Annotated in this window: 13 protein-coding genes; 2 read left to right on the forward strand and 11 right to left on the reverse strand. The window is 62.4% G+C overall.

Going from position 1 to position 19810, the window contains the following annotated elements; genetic code table 11:
* Positions 1-18: 18 nt before the first annotated feature.
* From addA to AMK00_RS00185, 11 genes are all read right to left on the reverse strand, one after another.
* Entirely contained in the window at positions 19-3570 is a 3552-nt protein-coding gene (gene addA, locus AMK00_RS00135; RefSeq protein WP_064809159.1) for a double-strand break repair helicase AddA, read from the reverse strand.
* Complete coding sequence (addB, locus tag AMK00_RS00140) at positions 3563-6757, reverse strand: double-strand break repair protein AddB (RefSeq protein WP_064809160.1); 3195 nt, start codon at positions 6755-6757, stop codon at positions 3563-3565. Before addB ends, addA begins: the two co-directional genes overlap by 8 nt.
* A 4-nt stretch (positions 6758-6761) precedes the next feature.
* Positions 6762-7493 (reverse strand): nucleotidyltransferase family protein, encoded by a 732-nt coding sequence (locus AMK00_RS00145; RefSeq protein WP_064809161.1) that lies wholly within the window; start codon positions 7491-7493, stop codon positions 6762-6764.
* Positions 7494-7506: 13 nt separating this feature from the next.
* On the reverse strand, positions 7507-9018 hold the full coding sequence (gene tsaE / locus AMK00_RS00150) for a tRNA (adenosine(37)-N6)-threonylcarbamoyltransferase complex ATPase subunit type 1 TsaE (protein ID WP_064809162.1): 1512 nt from the start codon (positions 9016-9018) through the stop codon (positions 7507-7509).
* Complete coding sequence (locus AMK00_RS00155) at positions 9015-11600, reverse strand: PAS domain-containing sensor histidine kinase (protein ID WP_064809163.1); 2586 nt, start codon at positions 11598-11600, stop codon at positions 9015-9017. Before AMK00_RS00155 ends, tsaE begins: the two co-directional genes overlap by 4 nt.
* A gap of 204 nt (positions 11601-11804) precedes the next feature.
* The gene (ahcY, locus tag AMK00_RS00160; protein ID WP_064809164.1) at positions 11805-13205 is read right to left on the reverse strand and encodes an adenosylhomocysteinase; all 1401 of its coding nucleotides are present in this window, start codon (positions 13203-13205) and stop codon (positions 11805-11807) included.
* 144 nt (positions 13206-13349) lie between these two features.
* Complete coding sequence (locus tag AMK00_RS00165) at positions 13350-13625, reverse strand: HPr family phosphocarrier protein (RefSeq protein ID WP_011423436.1); 276 nt, start codon at positions 13623-13625, stop codon at positions 13350-13352.
* Between the two features lie 9 nt (positions 13626-13634).
* Positions 13635-14036, reverse strand: coding sequence for a PTS sugar transporter subunit IIA (locus AMK00_RS00170; protein ID WP_011423437.1), 402 nt, complete (start codon positions 14034-14036; stop codon positions 13635-13637).
* A gap of 150 nt (positions 14037-14186) precedes the next feature.
* Positions 14187-14636 carry an HPr kinase/phosphorylase gene (locus AMK00_RS00175; RefSeq protein WP_064800150.1) on the reverse strand — a complete coding sequence of 150 codons (450 nt, stop codon included), beginning with the start codon at positions 14634-14636 and terminating at the stop codon, positions 14187-14189.
* Positions 14633-16423: a sensor histidine kinase gene (locus tag AMK00_RS00180; RefSeq protein ID WP_064809165.1), complete on the reverse strand. Its 1791-nt coding sequence runs from the start codon at positions 16421-16423 to the stop codon at positions 14633-14635. The genes AMK00_RS00175 and AMK00_RS00180 overlap by 4 nt, the downstream gene beginning before the upstream one ends.
* Positions 16424-16499: 76 nt before the next feature.
* Complete coding sequence (locus AMK00_RS00185; protein ID WP_189637634.1) at positions 16500-17237, reverse strand: response regulator transcription factor; 738 nt, start codon at positions 17235-17237, stop codon at positions 16500-16502.
* Between the two features lie 338 nt (positions 17238-17575).
* On the opposite strand from AMK00_RS00185, the gene AMK00_RS00190 reads away from it, so the two are divergent.
* Both AMK00_RS00190 and arfB read left to right on the forward strand, forming a co-directional pair.
* Positions 17576-19186, forward strand: a complete 1611-nt coding sequence (locus AMK00_RS00190) for a phosphoenolpyruvate carboxykinase (RefSeq protein ID WP_064809167.1) — start codon at positions 17576-17578, stop codon at positions 19184-19186.
* A 185-nt stretch (positions 19187-19371) separates the two neighbouring features.
* Entirely contained in the window at positions 19372-19809 is a 438-nt protein-coding gene (gene arfB, locus AMK00_RS00195) for an alternative ribosome rescue aminoacyl-tRNA hydrolase ArfB (RefSeq protein WP_064805811.1), read from the forward strand.
* The last annotated feature ends 1 nt before the right edge of the window (position 19810 follow it).

The following is a 19810-nucleotide window of genomic DNA, read 5'->3' on the forward strand; positions in this document are numbered from 1 at the left end:
TTTTCAATGTCCGGTATTTCACTTTGTTTTGAGTCCTGCAAGCGCCAAACCGAGCGCCTTTTCGCTCAGCGTATAGAGCGACGCATTCTCGGTATAGACGAGCATGCAGTCGATGCGTTTGCCGGGATAGAGCGGCGCCAGGATCTCACGATAGATCGCGAGCTGAGCCTTATGTGCGAAAGGGATCGCCTCCTCGGTCGAAGGTGGCACCCGATTGGTCTTGTAGTCGAGAATGACGACGCAATCGTCAAGCACGGCCAGCCGGTCGATACGGCCGGAGACCGCATAGCGCCTGTCTTCGAGCGTCAATGTTCCCATGATCGAAACTTCCGGCCGGGCCTCTGCCCCGAGAACCGGCTGCAGACCCTCTTCGTCCATTAATTTCAGAACCGAATCGACGAGCCGGCGGCGTTCCGCTTCTGGCCAGAACCGCGCCGCCCGCTCGGCATAGCGGCTCGCGGCATCCGGCCGTTCGACCGGTGGAATGTCGGGAAGCGCCTGCAGCATGCGATGGATCAGCCTGCCCTTTTCCAGCGAACGATCGCTGCGCTCTTTCTCGCCGAACAGCGGCGAAGCGACAAACAAGCCGCCTTCGTCTTCGTCGACGATCATCCCGGCGCCGGATGGGCTGAGGGGGCGGGGCAGCTCAGCCTGCGGCGGCAATGGCCGCAACAGGCCTTCCGGCAACGCCTCCTGGCTGTCGCGCGCCTCGTTGCGGTCGATGCGCTCGAAGCGCCGCTCCACCCGCGGCACGCGCCATCGGATGCCCGGCCATTCCCCGTCTGGGCCGGAGAAGGTGGCCGCCTCCACATGCGGATGGCCTTCGCTCAGCGCGGCTGAGATCATCATATGCCAGGTATCGTTATTGACACGAACGCCACGATAGCCGCAAACAACAAGCCGGTCTGCAGCCCGCGTCATGGCGACATAAAGCAGCCGGCGATACTCCTCTTCCGCCAGCGTCTGAATCCGCGCTGCATCGTTTTGCGTCAGCGAATTGGCGAGGTCGGAGACGGGAACCCAGGCAGGCAGCGGCGGCTCGTCGGCGTCGGTTTCGATCAGGCGAAGCTTCGGCAGATGCGTATGCGTGAAGGGCTTGGAGCCGCCGTCGACGAGGAAGACGATTGGTGCTTCAAGACCCTTGGAGGCATGCACGGTCATGATCCTGACTTCGTTTCGCCCCTTGTCCTGCTCGCGCTTCACCTCCGGCGCTTCGAGCTCCAGCGTTGAGATGAAGGATTGCAGACCGGGAAGGCCGGAACTCTCGTGGTCGAGGGTAAAGGTCAGGAACTCGTCGAGAATATCGCTGACCTCGGTGCCGAGACGGGCAAGGAATTGCCGCCGCCCGCCATGGCTGCCCAGCACGCGCGCATAGAAATCGTGGACCGACAGATGCCTCGACTGCCGAAGAAACAGCTCCAGCCTTTCGACGGCAGCACGGAAACGTTCGGGGCCGTCGGCCGCAAACCTCTTGAGATGGCTCCAGACGCTCTCGTTGTCGTCCCGCAGGCCGGCGATTGCAAAGATATCGTCCTCGGAAAGATCGAAAAGCGGGCTTTTGAGCACGGCAGCGAGCGAAAGATCGTCCTCCGGCAGAAGCAGGAAACGACCGAGCGCCAGCAGATCCTGCACGGCGATATGGCTGGTCAGCGTCAGTCGGTCGGCGCCGGCGACGGGAATGTCGCCGCGGCGCTTCAAGGCGCGTGTCAACGCATTGACGAAGGCATCGCGCTTGCGCACCAGGACAAGAATGTCACCGGCTTCGATGACCCGCTCCTTGCCTTTGTCGATGATCGTTTCACGGCCGACGAGCGTGCCGATCGAATGGGCGATCCGCCGCGCGAGGATTGCGGCCGGTGCGCTTTCCGGCGTCGCGTCGAAGGGCGCCGTCCAATCCTCGTCCTTTACCACCGCCTCAGGCGCGATCATCTCCCAGAGGTCGACGGCGCCGGGATGGCCGATGCGGCTGGACCGATGCACGACCGGTTCGCCGACCGCGCTGAGCCCCCGCGCATTGTCCGAGGTGCTGAAGATCTGGTCGACGGCCTCAAGCACGTCGGCAGTTGAGCGGAAGGAGAGTGGCAACCGCACCGAAGAAAAGCTCTGCCCGCTGTCGGAGACCCGCCGCCGCGTCCGGTCGCTCTCTTCGGAAAAACGTTCGGGCCGCGCTCCTTGAAAGGAGTAGATCGACTGTTTCTCGTCGCCGACGGCAAAGAGCGTGCGCACGACCGGCCGGGCGCTCTCGCCGGAAAAGAAATCCTCGGCGAGCGACTGGATGACGCTCCATTGGATCGGGCTGGTATCCTGCGCCTCGTCGACGAGGATATGATCGATACCCCGGTCGAGCTTGTAATGGATCCAGGGACCGACGCCACTCCTGGTCAGCAGGTCGGCGGTGCGGGTGATCAGGTCTTCGAAATCCAGTTGGCTGCGCTGCTTCTTCAGCTCCTCGTAATCGTGGTTCAGCCGAGCGGCGAGCACCAGCGCGGCCTGCGTGGCGCCGAACATCCGCATCAGTTTCAACCGGTCACGGCTTGCCGCGATATGCGCACGGGCGGCGGCGATGGCGCCCGTCAATTGCGGCGCCTCCGCAAGCATGGCCTTGACCAGGAACTGCGAGTCCGATTTCGGCTCGCCTTTTGCCGTCAGGAAGATCTTCTCCAGCATTTCGGCGCGCCTGGCATCGTCCCGCTCCCGGCCGGCAAGCCTGAGGCCATAGGCAACCTCCTGCGCCTTGGCGCCGCCCTTGTGGTCGGCAAGCGACAGATAAAGCTCCAGCATGCCGCCCGAAAGCTCCGGCAACGGCCAATATTGCGCCGCGATCCGGCTTTCCGTATCGCCCACGGCAAGGCCGAGCCTGTCGCGCAGAACCGCCTCCACGCCGCCCCGTCGTTCGGCAGCCGCCGTGAAGCGGCGAATCGCGTTGCGGTTGGCGACGATGTCGGCGAGCAGGTTCTCCAGCCCGGATTCGTCGCCGAGATTGAGCACATAGGCGAAAGCCTGGGCAAGGGTGCTGCCCTCTTCCGGCGCCGTTGCCGTCAGCAGCGCCCGGCGTGCATCGGAAAGCAGTGCCGCCGCCGCGCGATCGTCGAGGACCGAGAAATGCCCGGCAACATTGGCCTCCAGCGGGAATTGGTGCAGCAGCGCTTCGCAAAAGGCATGGATCGTCTGGATCTTCAATCCGCCCGGCGTTTCCAGCGCCCTCGCAAACAGCCGGCGCGCCTCGGCAAGCTTCAGCGCATCTGGCGCCGTACCCTCGATCTGCATGATCCGCCGACTGAGATCTTCGTCGTCGAGCATCACCCAGTCCGCCAGCCGTTCGAAGACGCGGTTCGACATTTCGGAGGCCGCGGCCTTGGTATAGGTCAGGCAGAGAATGGTGGAAGGCCGCGCGCCGGCAAGCAGCAGGCGAATGACACGCTGGGTCAGGACATGCGTCTTGCCGGAACCGGCATTGGCCGAGACCCAGGCCGAGCGCTCGGGATCGGAGGCGATTGCCTGCTGTATCGTGGTCCAGCCGATCCAGGCGCCGGGATCGTCGTCAGTCGGAAGTGCGGTCTGGTCACTCATCGCCGCCGCCTTCCTCGGTCTCGGCCGTCGACCATTCGGAGACGCGGGCGAGATGATCGAAATCGCCGCCGAAATCAAACTGCTGCGCCGGAATGAGCCGCGAGGTAAAGCCCTTTTCGCCGGACTGCAGCAAACTGACGAACTTGATCAGCTGGTCGATCGAGTCCGCGGCGAGGTCCATCGCTGATTTTGCTTTGTCGCTGCGGGCCGAGTTCTCATTGTTCACCGTATCGACCTGGAACCGGCGTCCCGGACGCAGACGGACATAGAGCAGATCCTGCGGGACGAGACTGCCGGCATCGCGGAAGGCGCCGGCGCTCAAAGCCGCCGCTTCCAGCGCGAGCTGCGGATCGAGAAGCGCGCGTGCCTGTGCCGGTGAAGGGTTGTAGCCGGTCTTGTAGTCGATGATATCGGCCGCTCCCGGTCCTGTAATATCGATCCGGTCCGCAACGCCGTTCAGCCGGACATTGATCGCCTCCAGCTCCACGCCGCCGCGCACTTCCGTCAGCGTCCTGCGGATGGCGGGACGCCGTCCGGCCTCCCATTCGAGGAAGGCACGGGCTACCTCGCGAAAGCGCGGCCGCCAGACAGCATCGATATGCGGCGGCAGCTTCTCCATGTCGAAAAGCTCGGCAACGATCCCCTCCATCGCCGCTGCCGCCTCCGGCGTGCCGGCCACATGCGCCTCGCGGATGAACCGGTCGATGATCGTGTGATAGAGCGTTCCGCGTTCTGCCGCTCCCGGGTCGCGGTTGAACGCGTCGACCGGATCGAGCCGCAGGATGCGACGGGCATAGATGGCGTAGGGATCGCGGCGCAGCCGTCCGACCTCGCTGAAGGAATAGGATTTCGGCTGCAGCGCCAGCGGCGGTTTCGGCGAGGGCCGCTGCGCCGGTGTCTGGTCCTCTCCCCGATCGATGAGACCGGCCCATTGCAGATACCGGTTGCCGCGCTCTCTCAATGCCGCCTCAAATGCCTCTCCGCCGAGCGCCAGCAGTCGCTGCAGCCAGCGTGAGGCGACTGTCGGCGTCGAACCTTGGCGCAGCGCTCTCGAATAGATCAGGTGGCGAGTGCCGTTCGCCATCTCGAAATCATGCGCCAGCTGGCCGATGCGCCGCTCCGGCGGTTCGAGCCCGATCTCCGTCTTCATCATGCGCGGAATGAAGGGATTGTTGGCGCTCTGCGCTGGCCAGGAGCCTTCGTTCAATCCGCCGAGGATCAGCGTGTCGACGCTCTGCAGGCGGGCTTCCAGCGTGCCGAAGATGAAGAGGCGGGGATGGCTGAGGGCCCGCGGCTTCACCGCATGGCCGGCGGCGAGCGCGGCCATGATGTCGATCCATTGCGGTCCGTCGGCCTCCATCTGGCCGTCCGTGTCGATCACTTCGCCAAGAAGCGAGGCAAGGGCGTCGCCTGCCTCGTGCGACCAGAGATCGGCAAGATTGCCGTGCGGATCTGCCGCGACCGCTTCCAGCGAACGGCCGGTCCGCTCCGCCCATTCGGACAGCGTGAAACGTGCCGTCTTGCCGCGCTCTTCCGGCCGGTGCCGGACCAGCGTGGAAGCAAGCGGCTCTGTCGCGCGGGTGACTCGGCGGGCAAGTTCGGATGCGGTCTCGACGGCCTCGGCTGGCAGCGCCTTGCGCCATTGCGGCGCGTGTCGGTCCAGGGCCTGTTCGCCGAGCTGGTGGGTCAGGAGCGATTCGAGCGCGTTGATATCCACCTCCGCCACGCCGCCGCGCAGCGCCAGCAGTTCGAGCGCTTCGGTCGCGGAAATCAGGGCATCGCGTTCGAGACCGAAGCGCGCCAGCGGATGTTTGAGCAGTGACACGATCGCCACCGGGTCGCCCGGCCGCAACGCCGCCTCCAGCAGCAGCTGCAGCAGCGTGCCCTGCGGCGTCGCCGAAAGCGGAGTGCCGGCCGAATCGTCGGCGAGAATCCCGAAGCGGGAAAGTTCCGCCATCACCCGACGGGCGAGATTGCGGTCCGGCGTGATCAACGCAGCCCGGCTCTCGCCGTCCTGTCCCGGCCTTTCCAACGCCAGCCTGAGGGCGATGGCAATTGCGGTTGCTTCCTCGCGCTCATTGGCGGCTTCGATCAGCGAAACATCGGCGAAGGCCGAAGTCAGCGCTCCCTCGGGCAGCGCGCCCTTCCAGGCCCCCCAGTCGCTCGTCGCCTCTGCCGGGGCGAGCGCGCGCGACAGGATTTCGGCGCGCTGGTCAAGATCGGCCTCCGGCTTCTCCAGGAGGCCGATATCGGCTCGTGTCAGCCTCAGCCTCTTCAGCAGCGAGGACAGGCCATATTGCGGATGGCTCCGGCCGGCCGGGTTGGCATGCTGGCCCGGCGCCGGCTCCGGCGCCACCATTTGCCAATGCCTCTCGGGCATGGAGAGATCGAGGCCGGGAAGGACGATCACGCCTTCAGGCAGATTGGCAACGGCGGCGATGAGATCGGCCGTAGCAGGAACCGAACCCGTCGAACCGGCGATGATAATCGGCCCGGCCGGCTTCGCCGCCGAAATCCTGGCTGCTTCGGCCCGCAGAATGGCGTTTCTGTGCCGCGCCGGCGAGGACTTGCCAAGCTCGGAAAGCCGCTCCGGCCAAAAGGCGCTGGCGATCTGCAGGAACTCCGCCGTCAGCTGCCACCAGGCGGCGTAGTCGCCGGTGTCGAGTTTCGACAGTTCCGACCAGTCAAGATCCTCGGTTTCGATGGAATCGATCAGCTCCGCGAGGTTGCGGGCGAGCCAGATCGCATCCGCCGGGCTTGCTGGCGCAACGAGCGGCGAGTCGGAATGGATGTGACGGACGATCTCCGGCAGTTTGTTTCGCCAGGCAAGGATCAGCCGCGCCAGTTCCAGGAGCCGGGCGGTATTCGACAGCGGCTGGGCGAGATCGATCGTCGCCGGCAACGCCTCTTCGAAATATCCGCTGTCGTCATCAGTTTCGCCGAGAGGACGGATCACCGGCAGGATCGCCGAGCGGCCGCCGAGCAGGTCGACGAATTCCGAGCGCAGCACGCGCACGGCGCGGCGGGTCGGCAGGTAGATCGTCACCCTGGCGAGCGACAGCGGATCATCGGGCTCATGCCGAAAGAGGGGCGTCAGGCGGCCGTCGCAAAGCGTCGTCGCCAGCATTTTCAGGAAGGGCAGGCCCGCCGGGATCGTCAGGATGCGTGGCTGGTGCCGGTCCGCCATGAGCTCACGCGAACGCCCGCAGTCGGCGGATCGTTTCCTCCGCTTCGCCGATCGCCTCTGGCGTTCCTACAGTCAGCCAATGGCCTTCGAGCATAATGCCGAACAGCCGTCGGCGCGCGATCGCCTTGTCGAAATAGATATTGAGGTTGAAAGCATCCTTCGGCGCATCATCAAGCAGCGCCGGGTTCATGACGATCGCCCCGGCATAGACGACGGGATTGGACGGATCGTCGCGATACCGCGTCAGCCGGCCATCTGCAGCGAGGCTGAAATCGTTCTTGCCGTTGTGACCCGTCGTATCCTCAATCCTGACGCAAAGCAGCGCCATGTCCATCTGCTCTGCATCGAAGAATCCGGCTAAGCGTTGCAGATTCGTCGGCCGCCCCGGCTGTTCGCCGATCCAGAAGAGATCGGCATTCATGACGAAGATGTCGTCACGGTCCAGCAGCGTCAGGCCCTTCGCGAGCCCTCCACCGGAATTCATCAGCCCGTCCCGCTCGTCTGATACCACGATGTCGAGGCCGCGATATTTGCCGAGATGGTCGAGCATCTGCTCGGCATGATGATGAACGTTGACGACGGCCCGCTCGACGCCGGCCGAAACCAGCGCGTCCAGCGCATAATCGATCATCGGCTTGCCGTCGATCTTCACCAGCGGCTTCGGAATCGTATCGGTGATCGGGCGCATGCGGGTCCCGAGACCCGCGGCCAGTACCATGGCTTGTCTGATGGTCATCTTGATCCGGAACTTATGATTCGCTCTGGCCTATTCCAGCCCTTGCGCACCAATCGCGCAAGGGGGCAAGCGCCTCGTGCTCGAGCGCGACATTCAGATAGGCGAGTGTGCGCGGCATATGTTTGAGGTAGTCGGGCTTGCCGTCCCGCTGCAGCAGCCGCACCCAGAGACCGGCAAGCTTGCAACTGCGCTGCGCCGACATGATCGCCCAGGCTTTCAGGAATCCCGCTTCGTCGAAGCCGCCCTGTGCGTGGCGAAGCGCCAGATAATCGTCCATCAGCTGCCGGAAAAGCGGCGGTTCGATTGTGACGCGGGCGTCCTGGACGATCGAGGCAAGGTCATAGGCCGTGGGGCCGATCATGGCGTCCTGGAAGTCGATGAGACCGATTTTTTTGATGCCGCTTTCCTGTTCGCGCCAAATGATGTTTGGCGAATGGAAGTCGCGCAGCAGCAGGTTGGTTTCAGCCGATCGCAGCTCGTCGATCAGATGGTCCCAGATCGCAAGATATTCCGCGCGTTCGGCATCCGCGGGTGCCGTGCCGCGCTTCCAGGCGATATGCCAGTCGAGCACGAGCTGCACTTCCATTTTCATCGCCGTGCGGTCGAAGTCCGGAATGTGATGCGTATGCGTTGTTGCAACCGGGATATCCTGCGGAATCTGCATGGAATGAAGATGGGCAAGGCAGGCAACGCTTTGCCGGTAACGATCGGCGATCGGCCGTCCGTCGTCATCGAGCACGCCTTCGGTGCCAAGATCTTCGATCAGCAAAATGCCTTGCTCATAATCGACCTTATAAATCTCCGGCGTCGCAAAACCGCGCTCACGCAAGGCATCGGCAATGGCGACGAAGGGATAGGCGTTCTGTGCGAGATGCGCGACCTTGGGATAGGACTTGCCGTCATGGACCGGCGGTCCCTCGGGATGCGGGCGCCAATCCATCAGTATTTTTCGCGGGGCGGCGTCCGGATAGATCGCCTCATAGGCGCGCAGCGAGGCATCGCCGGTCAGGAAGCGGCGTTTGACATCGGGATAGCCGGCTTCGTCGAGGAAAGCGCGGATCGCCAGGACCCTTCGGATGCGCGAGGCCTGCGGGTCCAAGGCCTTGATCGTTGCCCGGCGGCCGCTGCCCTCATGTTCCAAGTCCAGTGCGATACGCTCGGCGGGCAGTTCGCCCTCTGCCATCTCGGGCCATTCGACGAGGCAGATGCCGTTCTCCAGGGCTTCGTCGAAGCCGAGTTCCGTCAGTTCGGCCGGATCGCCGAGCCGGTAGAGATCGAAATGTGAAATGGGAATGCGCAGATCGTAGGATTGCACCAGCGTGAAGGTTGGGCTCGGGACTTCGAGCCCCTCGTCATCGGCCATGGCGCGCAGGATCGCACGGGCAAGCGAAGATTTGCCCGCACCGAGATCGCCCGAAAGAGCAAGGCAATCGCCGGCTTTCAGGGCGAGCGCCAGATCGTCGCCGAAGCGGATGGTCGCCGCTTCGTCCTTCAGAAAAACCGAGATCGTATCGCCGGTCGTCATTCGGCGGCGGCGGAATGCGGGATGTTGACCGAGGGAATGCGGCAGACCACGGTCGTGCCCTTGCCCGGCTCGCTATCGATCGTCACGTCGCCGTGATGCAGGCTGACGAAGCTGTCGACGATCGATAGGCCGAGGCCGGCGCCGCCGCGTTTGCCGCTTTTTGCCCCCGTCGCGAACCGGTCGAAGACGGTCGCGATCATGTCGGGTGAAATCCCGGGGCCGCGATCACTGACGGCGAACACGAAATCCGAGCCTTCGCGATGGCATTCGAGCGCGATCGAGGTGCCCTCGGGCGAGAAATTCGCCGCATTGGCAAGCAGCTTCAGCAGGATCTGCTTCAACCGCTGCGGATCGGCGACGATCGAGCCGAGATAGGCAGGCGCGGTGATTTCGAGCGCGACGCCGCTTTCGTGCAGCCGGTCGGCGATCTGCATCGAGACGTCGTCGAGCAGGTCGTTGAGATCAATCTCGGCATAGTTGAGCCGCATAATGCCGGCATCGACGGTCGCAAGATCGAGGATATCGTTGACGAGCGTCAGTAGAACCGAGGACGAGGTCGAAATGTGGTCGATATATTCGGCCTGCCGGTCATTCAGCGGCCCAACGCCCTGCGTGCGCAGCAGATCGGTAAAGCCGATGATATTGGTCAGCGGTGAGCGAAGTTCATAGGAAACATGCTGAACGAAGTCGTTTTTCAATTCGTCGGCTTTGCGCAACGCCTCGTTCTTCTCGGTCAACGCCCGCTCGGCCCGCACGCTGTCGGTCATGTTTACGAAGGTCAGCATGGTCTGCGCGTTCGGCAGCGGGATGACGGCGTAATCGAGCACGAGGCCGGAGAAGAGTTCCAGCGTCCCCTGGCTCGAGCGGCGCTCGTCATCGAAGCTGGTGATCAGTTCCGCGAAGGTCTTCCAGCCGTCCGGCCGGTCATAGGACGGTGCGCAGGCCTCGCCCAAGGCGCGGATATGAGTGCCGGGCTTGGCTTCGATTTCGGTAATGCCCCAGAGCGCCCGGAAGGCCGGATTCGACAGGCGGATGCGGCCATCAGGCCCGAATACCGCCACCCCTTCGGAAAGATGATCGATCGTTTCGCCCTGCACCTTGACCAGCGTGTTGTAGCGCGTTTCGAGATCGACCTGTTCGGTCAGATTTTCGAAAACCCAGGTCGCGCCGCCCTGCGGATGGGCGGTGGCGAAGACGCGCAGCGTCTGTCCGTTGGGCAGATGCCAGAGGTCCGATTGCGTGTCGAGCGCGCGATAGACGGAAAGGGCGGCTTCCTTCCAGCTTTTCCAGTTGAGCTGGTCCGGCAGCTTCTTGGCCGCCCGCAGCCGCTCGAGCAGTTCGCTATTGTCGGGCCGGCTTTCAAGGAAGGCGATATCCAGTTCCCACAGGGCGACGAAGGCTTGGTTGTAGAATTGCAGCCGGCGCTCGCCGTCGAAGATGGCGACGGGTGTTGCGAGATGGTCGAGCGTTTCGGCATGGCTCTTCAGCGTCCGTTCCAGCTCGGCGCGCACCGCTTCGATGTCGGACACATCGATTGCAATGCCGGCCGAGCCGCCGGGGACCTTGACATCGACGACGTCGAAGAATGTCCGGTTGCCGCGCACGACGGTCGAGATCGTGTCATGGAAAGGCGATTCCGGTGTCGTCACCGCACGAATGCGTTCGCGCGCCACGGTCGTCAGCATCTCGCGGCCTTCGTTGATCGCCTGCTGCGGCGAGCGTGCCTCAACCGCGTCGCCATAAGCCTGGTTGACCCAGGTGAGGCGGCCCGCCGGGTCGCGCTGCCAGGCCGGCATGTCGATCGCGTCGAGCATGGTCTGGAAGGCCGAGATCGAGGTCATCAGCCGGTCGCGCTCGATCCTGAGTTCGGCAAGCTCGGCGCGCAGATTGTTGAGCGCCACGAAGCGGACAAAGGCGCGTCCGCCGGAAACCCGGCCCTGCGCCTCGAGGATTTCATCGCGGATGGTTTCGACCACCATATCGAAGCTCTGCGCGCCGTCGCGCAGCCGGTCGATCGCCTTTTCCAGATCGGCGGCCGAATGCGATTTCAGCCAGAGGCCGAAGGCCAGGAATTCGCCGTCCTGCGGTGCGCCGGTTTCGGGCGGAAGCTGGCCGAGAAGCTCGGGGCGCGCATTGCCGTCCCAGATGACGATCCGCCGGTTCTTGTCAGCGATCAGCGCCTGATATTGCGAAATGCGCTGCTGGGCATCGGAGAGCGCCGAGCGGATTTCCCGGCTCTCGTTTTCCAGATTGCCGCGCTGGCGCACGAGCCAGAGCGTGGAAAGCAGGGCCGCCGAGATGACGCCGATGACGACGGAAACGCCGACGACCTGCGAGGAGGTGAAGAGGTGAGCCGATGCGGCCGCCTGCTGCTCGCCTTGTGCCAGAACCGGCCGCGCCAGCGCGGCTAGCGCCGTGCCGGCCGCGCAGGTTTTAAGGAAGCGCGCCAATGATCCATGCTCTTGCTTTGCGGCTTTGCGCGCCGTTGCAGATTTATAGTCTTGGCCTGCCGAGAGCGGGCGGCGACCGGCGCGAGCGCCGTCATCCGCCTGACCGGGCAGGCTGTTTTTCATTTCCGACATCCGCGGTATGTCTCCGTCCTTCAATGTGCCGCATTACGACAAGACATCCCATTTTCGGAGCGGTCGGACGGGGTCCGGCGTCCCGAATCAAGTCTTAAAACAATACTTCGGAAGGGAATCGGCGGGAAGGGAGCGGCCAAAAAAATAAGCCGCGGCATTTGTCAATGCCGCGGCTTCTACATCTTGTGGATATCGACGACGAGATCAATATCTGTAGTGGTCGGACTTGAACGGACCCTGCGGCTTCACGCCGATATAGGCTGCCTGCTCTTCGCTGAGCTGGGTAAGCTTCACGCCGAGCTTGTCGAGATGCAGGCGCGCGACCTTCTCATCGAGGTGCTTCGGCAGGATATACACCTTGTTCTCGTACTGGCCGGGCTTGGTGAAGAGTTCGATCTGCGCCAGCGTCTGGTTGGTGAAGGAAGCCGACATCACGAAGGACGGATGGCCGGTCGCATTGCCGAGGTTAAGCAGACGGCCTTCGGAGAGAAGAATGATGCGGTTGCCCTTGGGGAACTCGATCAGATCGACCTGCGGCTTGACGTTGGTCCACTTGAGGTTACGCAGCGCTGCAACTTCGATTTCGTTGTCGAAATGGCCGATATTGCCGACGATCGCCATGTCCTTCATCTGCCGCATATGGTCGATGCGGATGACGTCCTTGTTGCCGGTCGTGGTGATGAAGATATCGGCCGACGAAACGACGTCTTCGAGCAGCACGACTTCATAGCCGTCCATGGCGGCCTGCAGAGCGCAGATCGGATCGGCTTCCGTAACCTTGACGCGGGCGCCGGCGCCGGAGAGCGAGGCAGCCGAACCCTTGCCGACGTCGCCGTAGCCGCAGACGACGGCGACCTTGCCGGCCATCATCACGTCGGTGCCGCGGCGGATGCCGTCGACCAGCGATTCCTTGCAACCGTACTTGTTGTCGAACTTCGACTTGGTGACGGAGTCGTTGACGTTGATCGCCGGGAAGGGCAGCAGGCCCTTCTGGCTGAGCTGGTAGAGGCGGTTGACGCCGGTCGTCGTTTCCTCGGTGACGCCCTTGATGGCATCGCGCTGCTTGGTGAACCAGCCCGGGGAAGCGGCAAGGCGCTTCTTGATCTGGGCGAAGAGGATTTCCTCTTCTTCGGAATGCGGGTTGGAGAGCACGTCCTCGCCGGCTTCGGCGCGGGCGCCGAGCAGGATGTACATGGTGGCGTCGCCGCCGTCATCGAGGATCATGTTGGAAAAGCCGCCATCGACCCACTGGAAGATCTTGTCGGTATAGGTCCAATAGTCCTCGAGCGTTTCACCCTTGATGGCGAAAACCGGAACGCCGGCGGCGGCGATCGCGGCAGCGGCATGATCCTGCGTCGAGAAGATATTGCACGAGGCCCAGCGGACTTCGGCGCCGAGCGCCACCAAGGTTTCGATCAGCACGGCCGTCTGGATGGTCATGTGCAGCGAACCGGTGATGCGTGCGCCCTTCAGCGGCTTTGCCTCGCCGAACTCGGCGCGGCAGGACATCAGCCCCGGCATTTCGGTTTCGGCGATCGTAATTTCCTTGCGGCCGAAATCCGCAAGCCCGATATCGGCGACGACATAATCTTTTTCAGTGCTCATAGAGGTCTCCAGGCTGAAAAACGTCTCAAAAATTGGCGCAGGCGCAGGCAAGCGCACGGCATGTCAGCCGTTTAGCAGGCTTCGTCAGGGATGGCAATAAGGATATAAAGAAGTCTTTATATGTTTATATGAACTCGCCCGAGCTCACATTTCCTCGCCGAACTTGTTCTGGATCAGCTGATCCAGAGCCTCCAGGGCTTCCTGAGCCTGGCTGCCGCTTGCCGAGACGACGACGCTGGAGCCGGGGCTTGCGGCAAGCATCATGAGACCCATGATCGAGGTGCCGCCGACCGTCATTCCATCTTTGGAAACGGTGATGGCCGCATCGAAATTCTCGACCATCTGCACGAATTTAGCGGAAGCGCGAGCGTGAAGGCCGCGCTTGTTGATGATAAGGAGTTCCCGGGAAAGCGATGTCATGAAGCGCCGTTATTTTCCGCTGAGCACGCGGCTCGCGACATTGATATATTTCCGCCCGGCTTCGGAAGCCTCCACCAGCGCCTTCTCCATGTTGTTCTCGCCGCGTACGCCGGCGAGCTTGATCAGCATCGGCAGGTTCATGCCGGCAATGACTTCGGTGTGGCCGCTGCTCATGACCGAGATGGCGAGATTGGACGGCGTGCCGCCGAACATGTCGGTCAGGATGACAACGCCATGGCCGTCATCGGCGCCGGAAACGGCTTGCAGAATGTCCTGCCGTCTCTGGTCCATATCGTCTTCGGGGCCAATACAGACCGTCTCGATGAATTTCTGAGGACCGACGACGTGCTCGACAGCATGACGAAACTCTTCAGCCAGCTTGCCATGAGTGACAAGCACAAGTCCGATCATGATATTACTGCTCCCATATACGCAAACGGTGGCCCCAATATCGCAATGCAGCAATTACGTCCACCGGTGGGGGCACATCTTGGCCATGAAAAGCCGAAGTGCAAGATAAAAATGCAAATATATAAGGCAGATTGATCAATCCGGATGGCCTCAATCTCCGATATCAGGGGCTTTTGCCATCAGGATCGCAAGCGGTGAAGACACGCCTGTGAGCAACCGCAATGCGGGAAGTGAAACACCGGCGGCAAGGCTGACGATCTCGCCCTCTGGAGGCACGCGGTTTTCGCCGGAAGCGCTGCCCGGAAGCACGGCATAATGCATGGCCGCCTGAGGGACGTGGTCCTGCCGAACGATGCCGGTGCCGCGAAGTTCGATGAGCCCGGCGATCGACGGCGGGCAGGTGGCGATCACCGTACCGGTCTCTCCCGACAGAAGCACCTGATCATCGGCGACCAGCGCCGTGAACAGCCCGAGGCGGCGCGCCTCGGTCATGCAGGTGAAAGCCAGCATCGATTTCCCCCAGCCCGAGGGACCGCTGAACAGCAGCCCCGTTCTGCCGACGACGATCGCCGTGGCATGGATGTTGGCAGCCGCCGTCATGCGGCTGGATCGAGGGGCAGGGCGAGGATAAAGCGCGCGCCGAGCACCTGCCCGCTGTCGGCATCGGTAATGTTCTCTGCTCTGAGCGATCCGCCATGCGCCTCGGCGATCTGGCGGCTGATCGATAGCCCGAGCCCGGAATTCTGGCCGAAGCCTTCCGATTCCGGCCGGTCTGTATAAAAGCGCTCGAAGATGCGGTCGATATTTTCCGCCTGGATGCCGGGACCGTTGTCTTCGATCGTGGTGACACAGCGCGACCGTGTCCGCATCAGCCGCACGGTAATCCTGCCGTCCTTTTCGGGGACGAAGGAGCGGGCGTTCTCGATCAGATTGGTGACGATCTGGCCGATGCGCAGGTCGTGACCGTTGACGACGAAGCGCGTCTTGATGTTCGGCTTGCGTTCGATCGCATAGTCGATCTGCACCTGCTTTTTGCTGCCCCTGATCTGGCGCGAGACTTCGATCAGGTCGCGCAGCAGCACCTCCATGTCGATGGAGGCGGCGTCGACGCGTGCAAGTTCGGCATCGAGCCGCGAGGCGTCGGAAATATCGCTGATCAGGCGATCGAGACGGCGGACATCGTGCTGAATGACATCAAGCAGCCGTTTCTTGGAATCTTCCGACCTGGCGAGCGGCAGTGTTTCGACGGCGCTGCGCAGCGAGGTCAGCGGGTTTTTGAGCTCGTGGCTGACATCGGCGGCAAAGCTCTCGATCGCGTCGATGCGGTCATAGAGCGCTGTCGTCATCTCGCGTAACGCGATGGAGAGGTTGCCGATTTCGTCCTGGCGGGCGGAAAAGTCCGGAATTTGCTCACGTGTCTTGGCACCGCGGCGAACGCGGATAGCGGCCGCCGAGAGACGGCGCAACGGATTGGCGATCGTCGATGAAAGCACCAGCGACAGCAGTACATTGACGAGCGTCGCCACGCCGAAGACGCGCATGATGGCCAGTCGTTCGGCATGGACGATATTGTCGATGTCGCCCGCTTGCGTCGACAACAGCAGCACGCCGAGCACGGCGCGGAAGCGCTGGATCGGAACGGCGACGGAAACGATGAGCTCGCCTTTTTCGGTGGTGCGCACGACTGCGCCGCGCACGCCGGTCAGTGCGTTCATCACCTCGGGATAGATCGAGCCGTCGCCACCCGGTGCTTCCTTGTAGAGCGGCAGATTGCCCGGCTGCAGCGCCTTGTTGAACAACGTCGCGAACCAATCGCTCCAGGTCTGCTTCTCTTCTTCGACCGGCGGCAGGTCGAAGCGCAGCACCTGGCCGCGCGAATAGAGGTGGCGCGAATCGAGCAGCAGATTGGCGTCGGCATCGAAGATGCGCGCGCGTGTGCGTGTCGGCGAGATCAGTCGGCGCAGGACCGGTGCGACCTTTTCCGGATCGATCGGAAATTCCAGATCCTCGTCGTTCGGCACCGGGGTGATGCTCTGGCCGGCCTGCAGTTCGAGCAGCTTTTGCGGATCGATGGTGATCGAGTTCGTATCGACCGACGCGGAGGCCGAAACGGCGCCGGCAATGATTTCACCCTGCGTCAACAGGCTTTCGGCGCGGGCGTCGATCAAGCCCTCCCGAAACTGGTTGAGGTAGAGGATGCCGCCGACGAGCACCACCAGCGCGACGAGGTTGAAGAACAGGATGCGTCGCGTCAGGCTCGAAAACACCGCATTGCCGAAGATGCGGCGGATCAGCGTAAAGGGATGCGACCAACGGCGGCCCCGGACGCGACGGGTGCTCACGCCCTCCGCATCGTCCAAATCCCTTTCCTGCACCAACTGTGCCAATGACAGGCCCTTTCGAAAGGTTGGGCCGGATAAACCGGTCGGCAACCTTCAATATTTCCAGCTGTGCCGCTCGGGCTCAAGCTGCTTCGCGGAAGCGGTATCCCACTCCGTAGAGCGTTTCAATCATATCAAAGTCGGTATCGACCATCTTGAATTTCTTGCGCAGCCGCTTGATGTGGCTGTCGATGGTCCGGTCGTCGACATAGACCTGCTCATCATAGGCTGCATCCATCAGCGCGTCGCGGCTTTTCACGACGCCGGGGCGCTGCGCCAGCGAATGCAGAATCAGGAACTCGGTCACCGTCAGCGTCACTGCCTCGCCCTTCCAGGTGCAGGTATGGCGCTCCTGGTCCATGACCAGCTGTCCGCGCTCCAGCGAGCGGGCCTGCTGCACCGCGCCGGCTTTCGGCGCACCGCCAGGGCTCGTGCCGCTGGCGGCTGTGGCTTCGCGGCTCGAGGCGCGGCGCAGGACGGCGCGGACGCGCTCCACCAGCAGGCGCTGCGAGAAAGGCTTGGTGATGAAATCGTCCGCGCCCATCTTCAGGCCGAACAGTTCGTCGATCTCCTCATCCTTGGAGGTGAGGAAGATGACGGGAATGTCGGACTTCTGCCGCAGGCGGCGCAACAATTCCATGCCGTCCATACGCGGCATCTTGATATCGAAGATCGCCAGCTGCGGCGGTCGCGCCAGAAGGCCGTCGAGCGCCGAAGCACCGTCCGTATAGGTCTCGACCTTATATCCTTCGGCTTCCAGTGCAATCGACACCGAGGTGAGGATGTTGCGGTCGTCGTCAACGAGCGCGATTGTAGCCATGGTGTTGGTCTCCGTCATCAGTGCGCAATCTCCCGGATTTTGGTCGTCCCCAGGCGGTCTCAATGACCGGATGCGCTTATGGAGGATAAAGGTGGAACAAATTGTGGCAAATATAAAGGGGAAGATTGTTGTAAAATTCCCTGGCATCCAAAAGTTGTGTGTCGAAATGTTTCAACGTGGCTCTTCAAACGATTTAAAAAGAATGAAGCAAATTTAAATCGATTAATTATTTGATATTACTATATTTTCTCGATTTTTGTCTCTTGTCTTTTAAAATTTCTCCCCGTATTTTCTCGCTTAGTTTTAACGGCAACGAGCCTGAGCAAAGGGAACTAGCCATGGAAAAGTTCGGAGTTCATAACCCGGCAACGGATCTTGCAACGGTTGGATTGGGCGGCGCAGCCAGCGTCCGCTATAACTTTTCCGCTGCAGCGCTCTATGAAGAAGCGATCCGCCGGGGTGAAGCCGAACTGACCGCTCAGGGCGCGCTTCGGGCCCTCACCGGTCAGCATACGGGCCGTTCGCCGCGCGACAAATTCGTCGTTCGCGATGCCAATACCGATGGCCAGATCTGGTGGGACAACAACAAGCCGCTCTCGCCGGAGCATTTTGCCCTGCTGCGCGACGACATGCTGGCGCATGCAGCGGGCAAGGATCTGTTCGCCCAGGATCTTGTCGGCGGTGCCGAGGAAGGCCATGCCCTGCCGACCCGCGTCATCACCGAATTGGCCTGGCATTCGCTGTTCATCCGCAATCTGCTGATCCGCCCCGAGGCGGCGGCGCTGCCGACCTTCGTGCCGAAGCTGACGATCATCGATCTGCCGAGCTTCAAGGCCGATCCGGCCCGCCACGGCTGCCGCTCGGAAACGGTGATCGCCTGCGATCTCACCAACGGACTCGTTCTCATCGGCGGCACCTCCTATGCAGGCGAAATGAAGAAGTCGGTCTTCACCGTGCTCAACTACCTCCTGCCGGCCAAGGGTGTCATGCCGATGCACTGCTCGGCCAATGTAGGCCCGGACGGTGACGCGGCGGTCTTCTTCGGTCTTTCCGGCACCGGCAAAACGACGCTTTCGGCCGATCCGGCGCGCACGCTGATCGGTGACGACGAACATGGCTGGAGCGAAAACGGCATCTTCAACTTCGAAGGCGGCTGCTACGCCAAGACCATCCGCCTTTCGGCCGAGGCCGAGCCGGAAATCTACGCAACGACGCAGCGCTTCGGCACCGTGCTCGAAAACGTCGTCCTCAACGAACGTCGCGAGCCCGATTTCGATGACGGTTCGCTGACGGAAAACACCCGTTGCGCCTACCCCATGCATTTCATCCCGAACGCTTCGGAAACCGGCCGCGCCGGACATCCGAAGACGATCATCATGCTGACCGCCGATGCCTTCGGCGTCATGCCGCCGATCGCGCGCCTGACGCCCGATCAGGCGATGTATCACTTCCTCTCCGGCTACACCGCCAAGGTGGCCGGTACCGAAAAGGGTGTCGTCGAGCCGGAAGCGACCTTCTCCACCTGCTTCGGTGCGCCCTTCATGCCGCGTCACCCGGCCGAATACGGCAACCTGCTCAAGGAGCTGATCAGCCGCCACGGCGTCGAGTGCTGGCTCGTTAACACCGGCTGGACCGGCGGCGCCTACGGCACCGGCAAGCGCATGCCGATCAAGGCAACGCGCGCCCTTCTCGCTGCCGCCCTCAGCGGCAAACTCGGCCAGCTCGAATTCCGTACGGATACAAATTTCGGCTTTGTCGTGCCGGTTTCCGTCGATGGCGTCGACGGTGGCATTCTCGATCCGCGCTCGACCTGGGCCGATAAGGCAGCCTACGACGCGCAGGCCGAAAAGCTGGTCTCGATGTTCATCGCCAACTTCGCCAAGTTCGAAGATCACGTCGATGGCGGCGTCCGCGATGCGGCCCCGGGCGTAAAGGCCGCCGCCGAATAAGAAGCGCAAGCAATTCCAGCAAAAGTGTGCAGCGGTTCTGCCAGGCAAAGCGCGAAGCGCTTTTGCCGGGAATTACGCTAAACAGAATCTCTGATTCACGTGAAACCCGGCATCGCAGGATAGCCGGGTTTTCTCGTTGATGGCCGATGTTTTCAATTGCCGGCCGATATGAGATAGAACGCCGCATGGCCAGCGACGCGCTCTACATCGATGACAGGATCACCATCGCGGGATGGGAGCTGACGGAACAGTTCGTTCTGGCGGGCGGTCCCGGTGGGCAGAACGTCAACAAGGTTTCGACCGCGGTCCAACTGTTCTTCAACATTGCGAATTCGCCTTCCCTCAATGATCGCGTCAAGGCCAACGCGATCAAGCTCGCCGGCCGGCGTATGTCGAAGGACGGCGTGCTGATGATTGAGGCGAGCCGCTTTCGCAGCCAGGACCGCAACCGCGAGGATGCGCGCGAGCGGCTGAAGGAATTGATTCTGGAGGCGGCCAAGCCGCCGCCGCCGCCGCGCAAGAAGACCAAGCCGACCAAAGGTTCGGTCGAGCGCCGTCTGAAGGAGAAATCCGGCCGCTCGGAAGTCAAGAAAATGCGCGGCCGCCCCGGCGGCGGTGAATGAC

It is taken from the genome of Rhizobium sp. N621 (genome assembly GCF_001664325.1).
GTDB lineage: Bacteria > Pseudomonadota > Alphaproteobacteria > Rhizobiales > Rhizobiaceae > Rhizobium > Rhizobium esperanzae.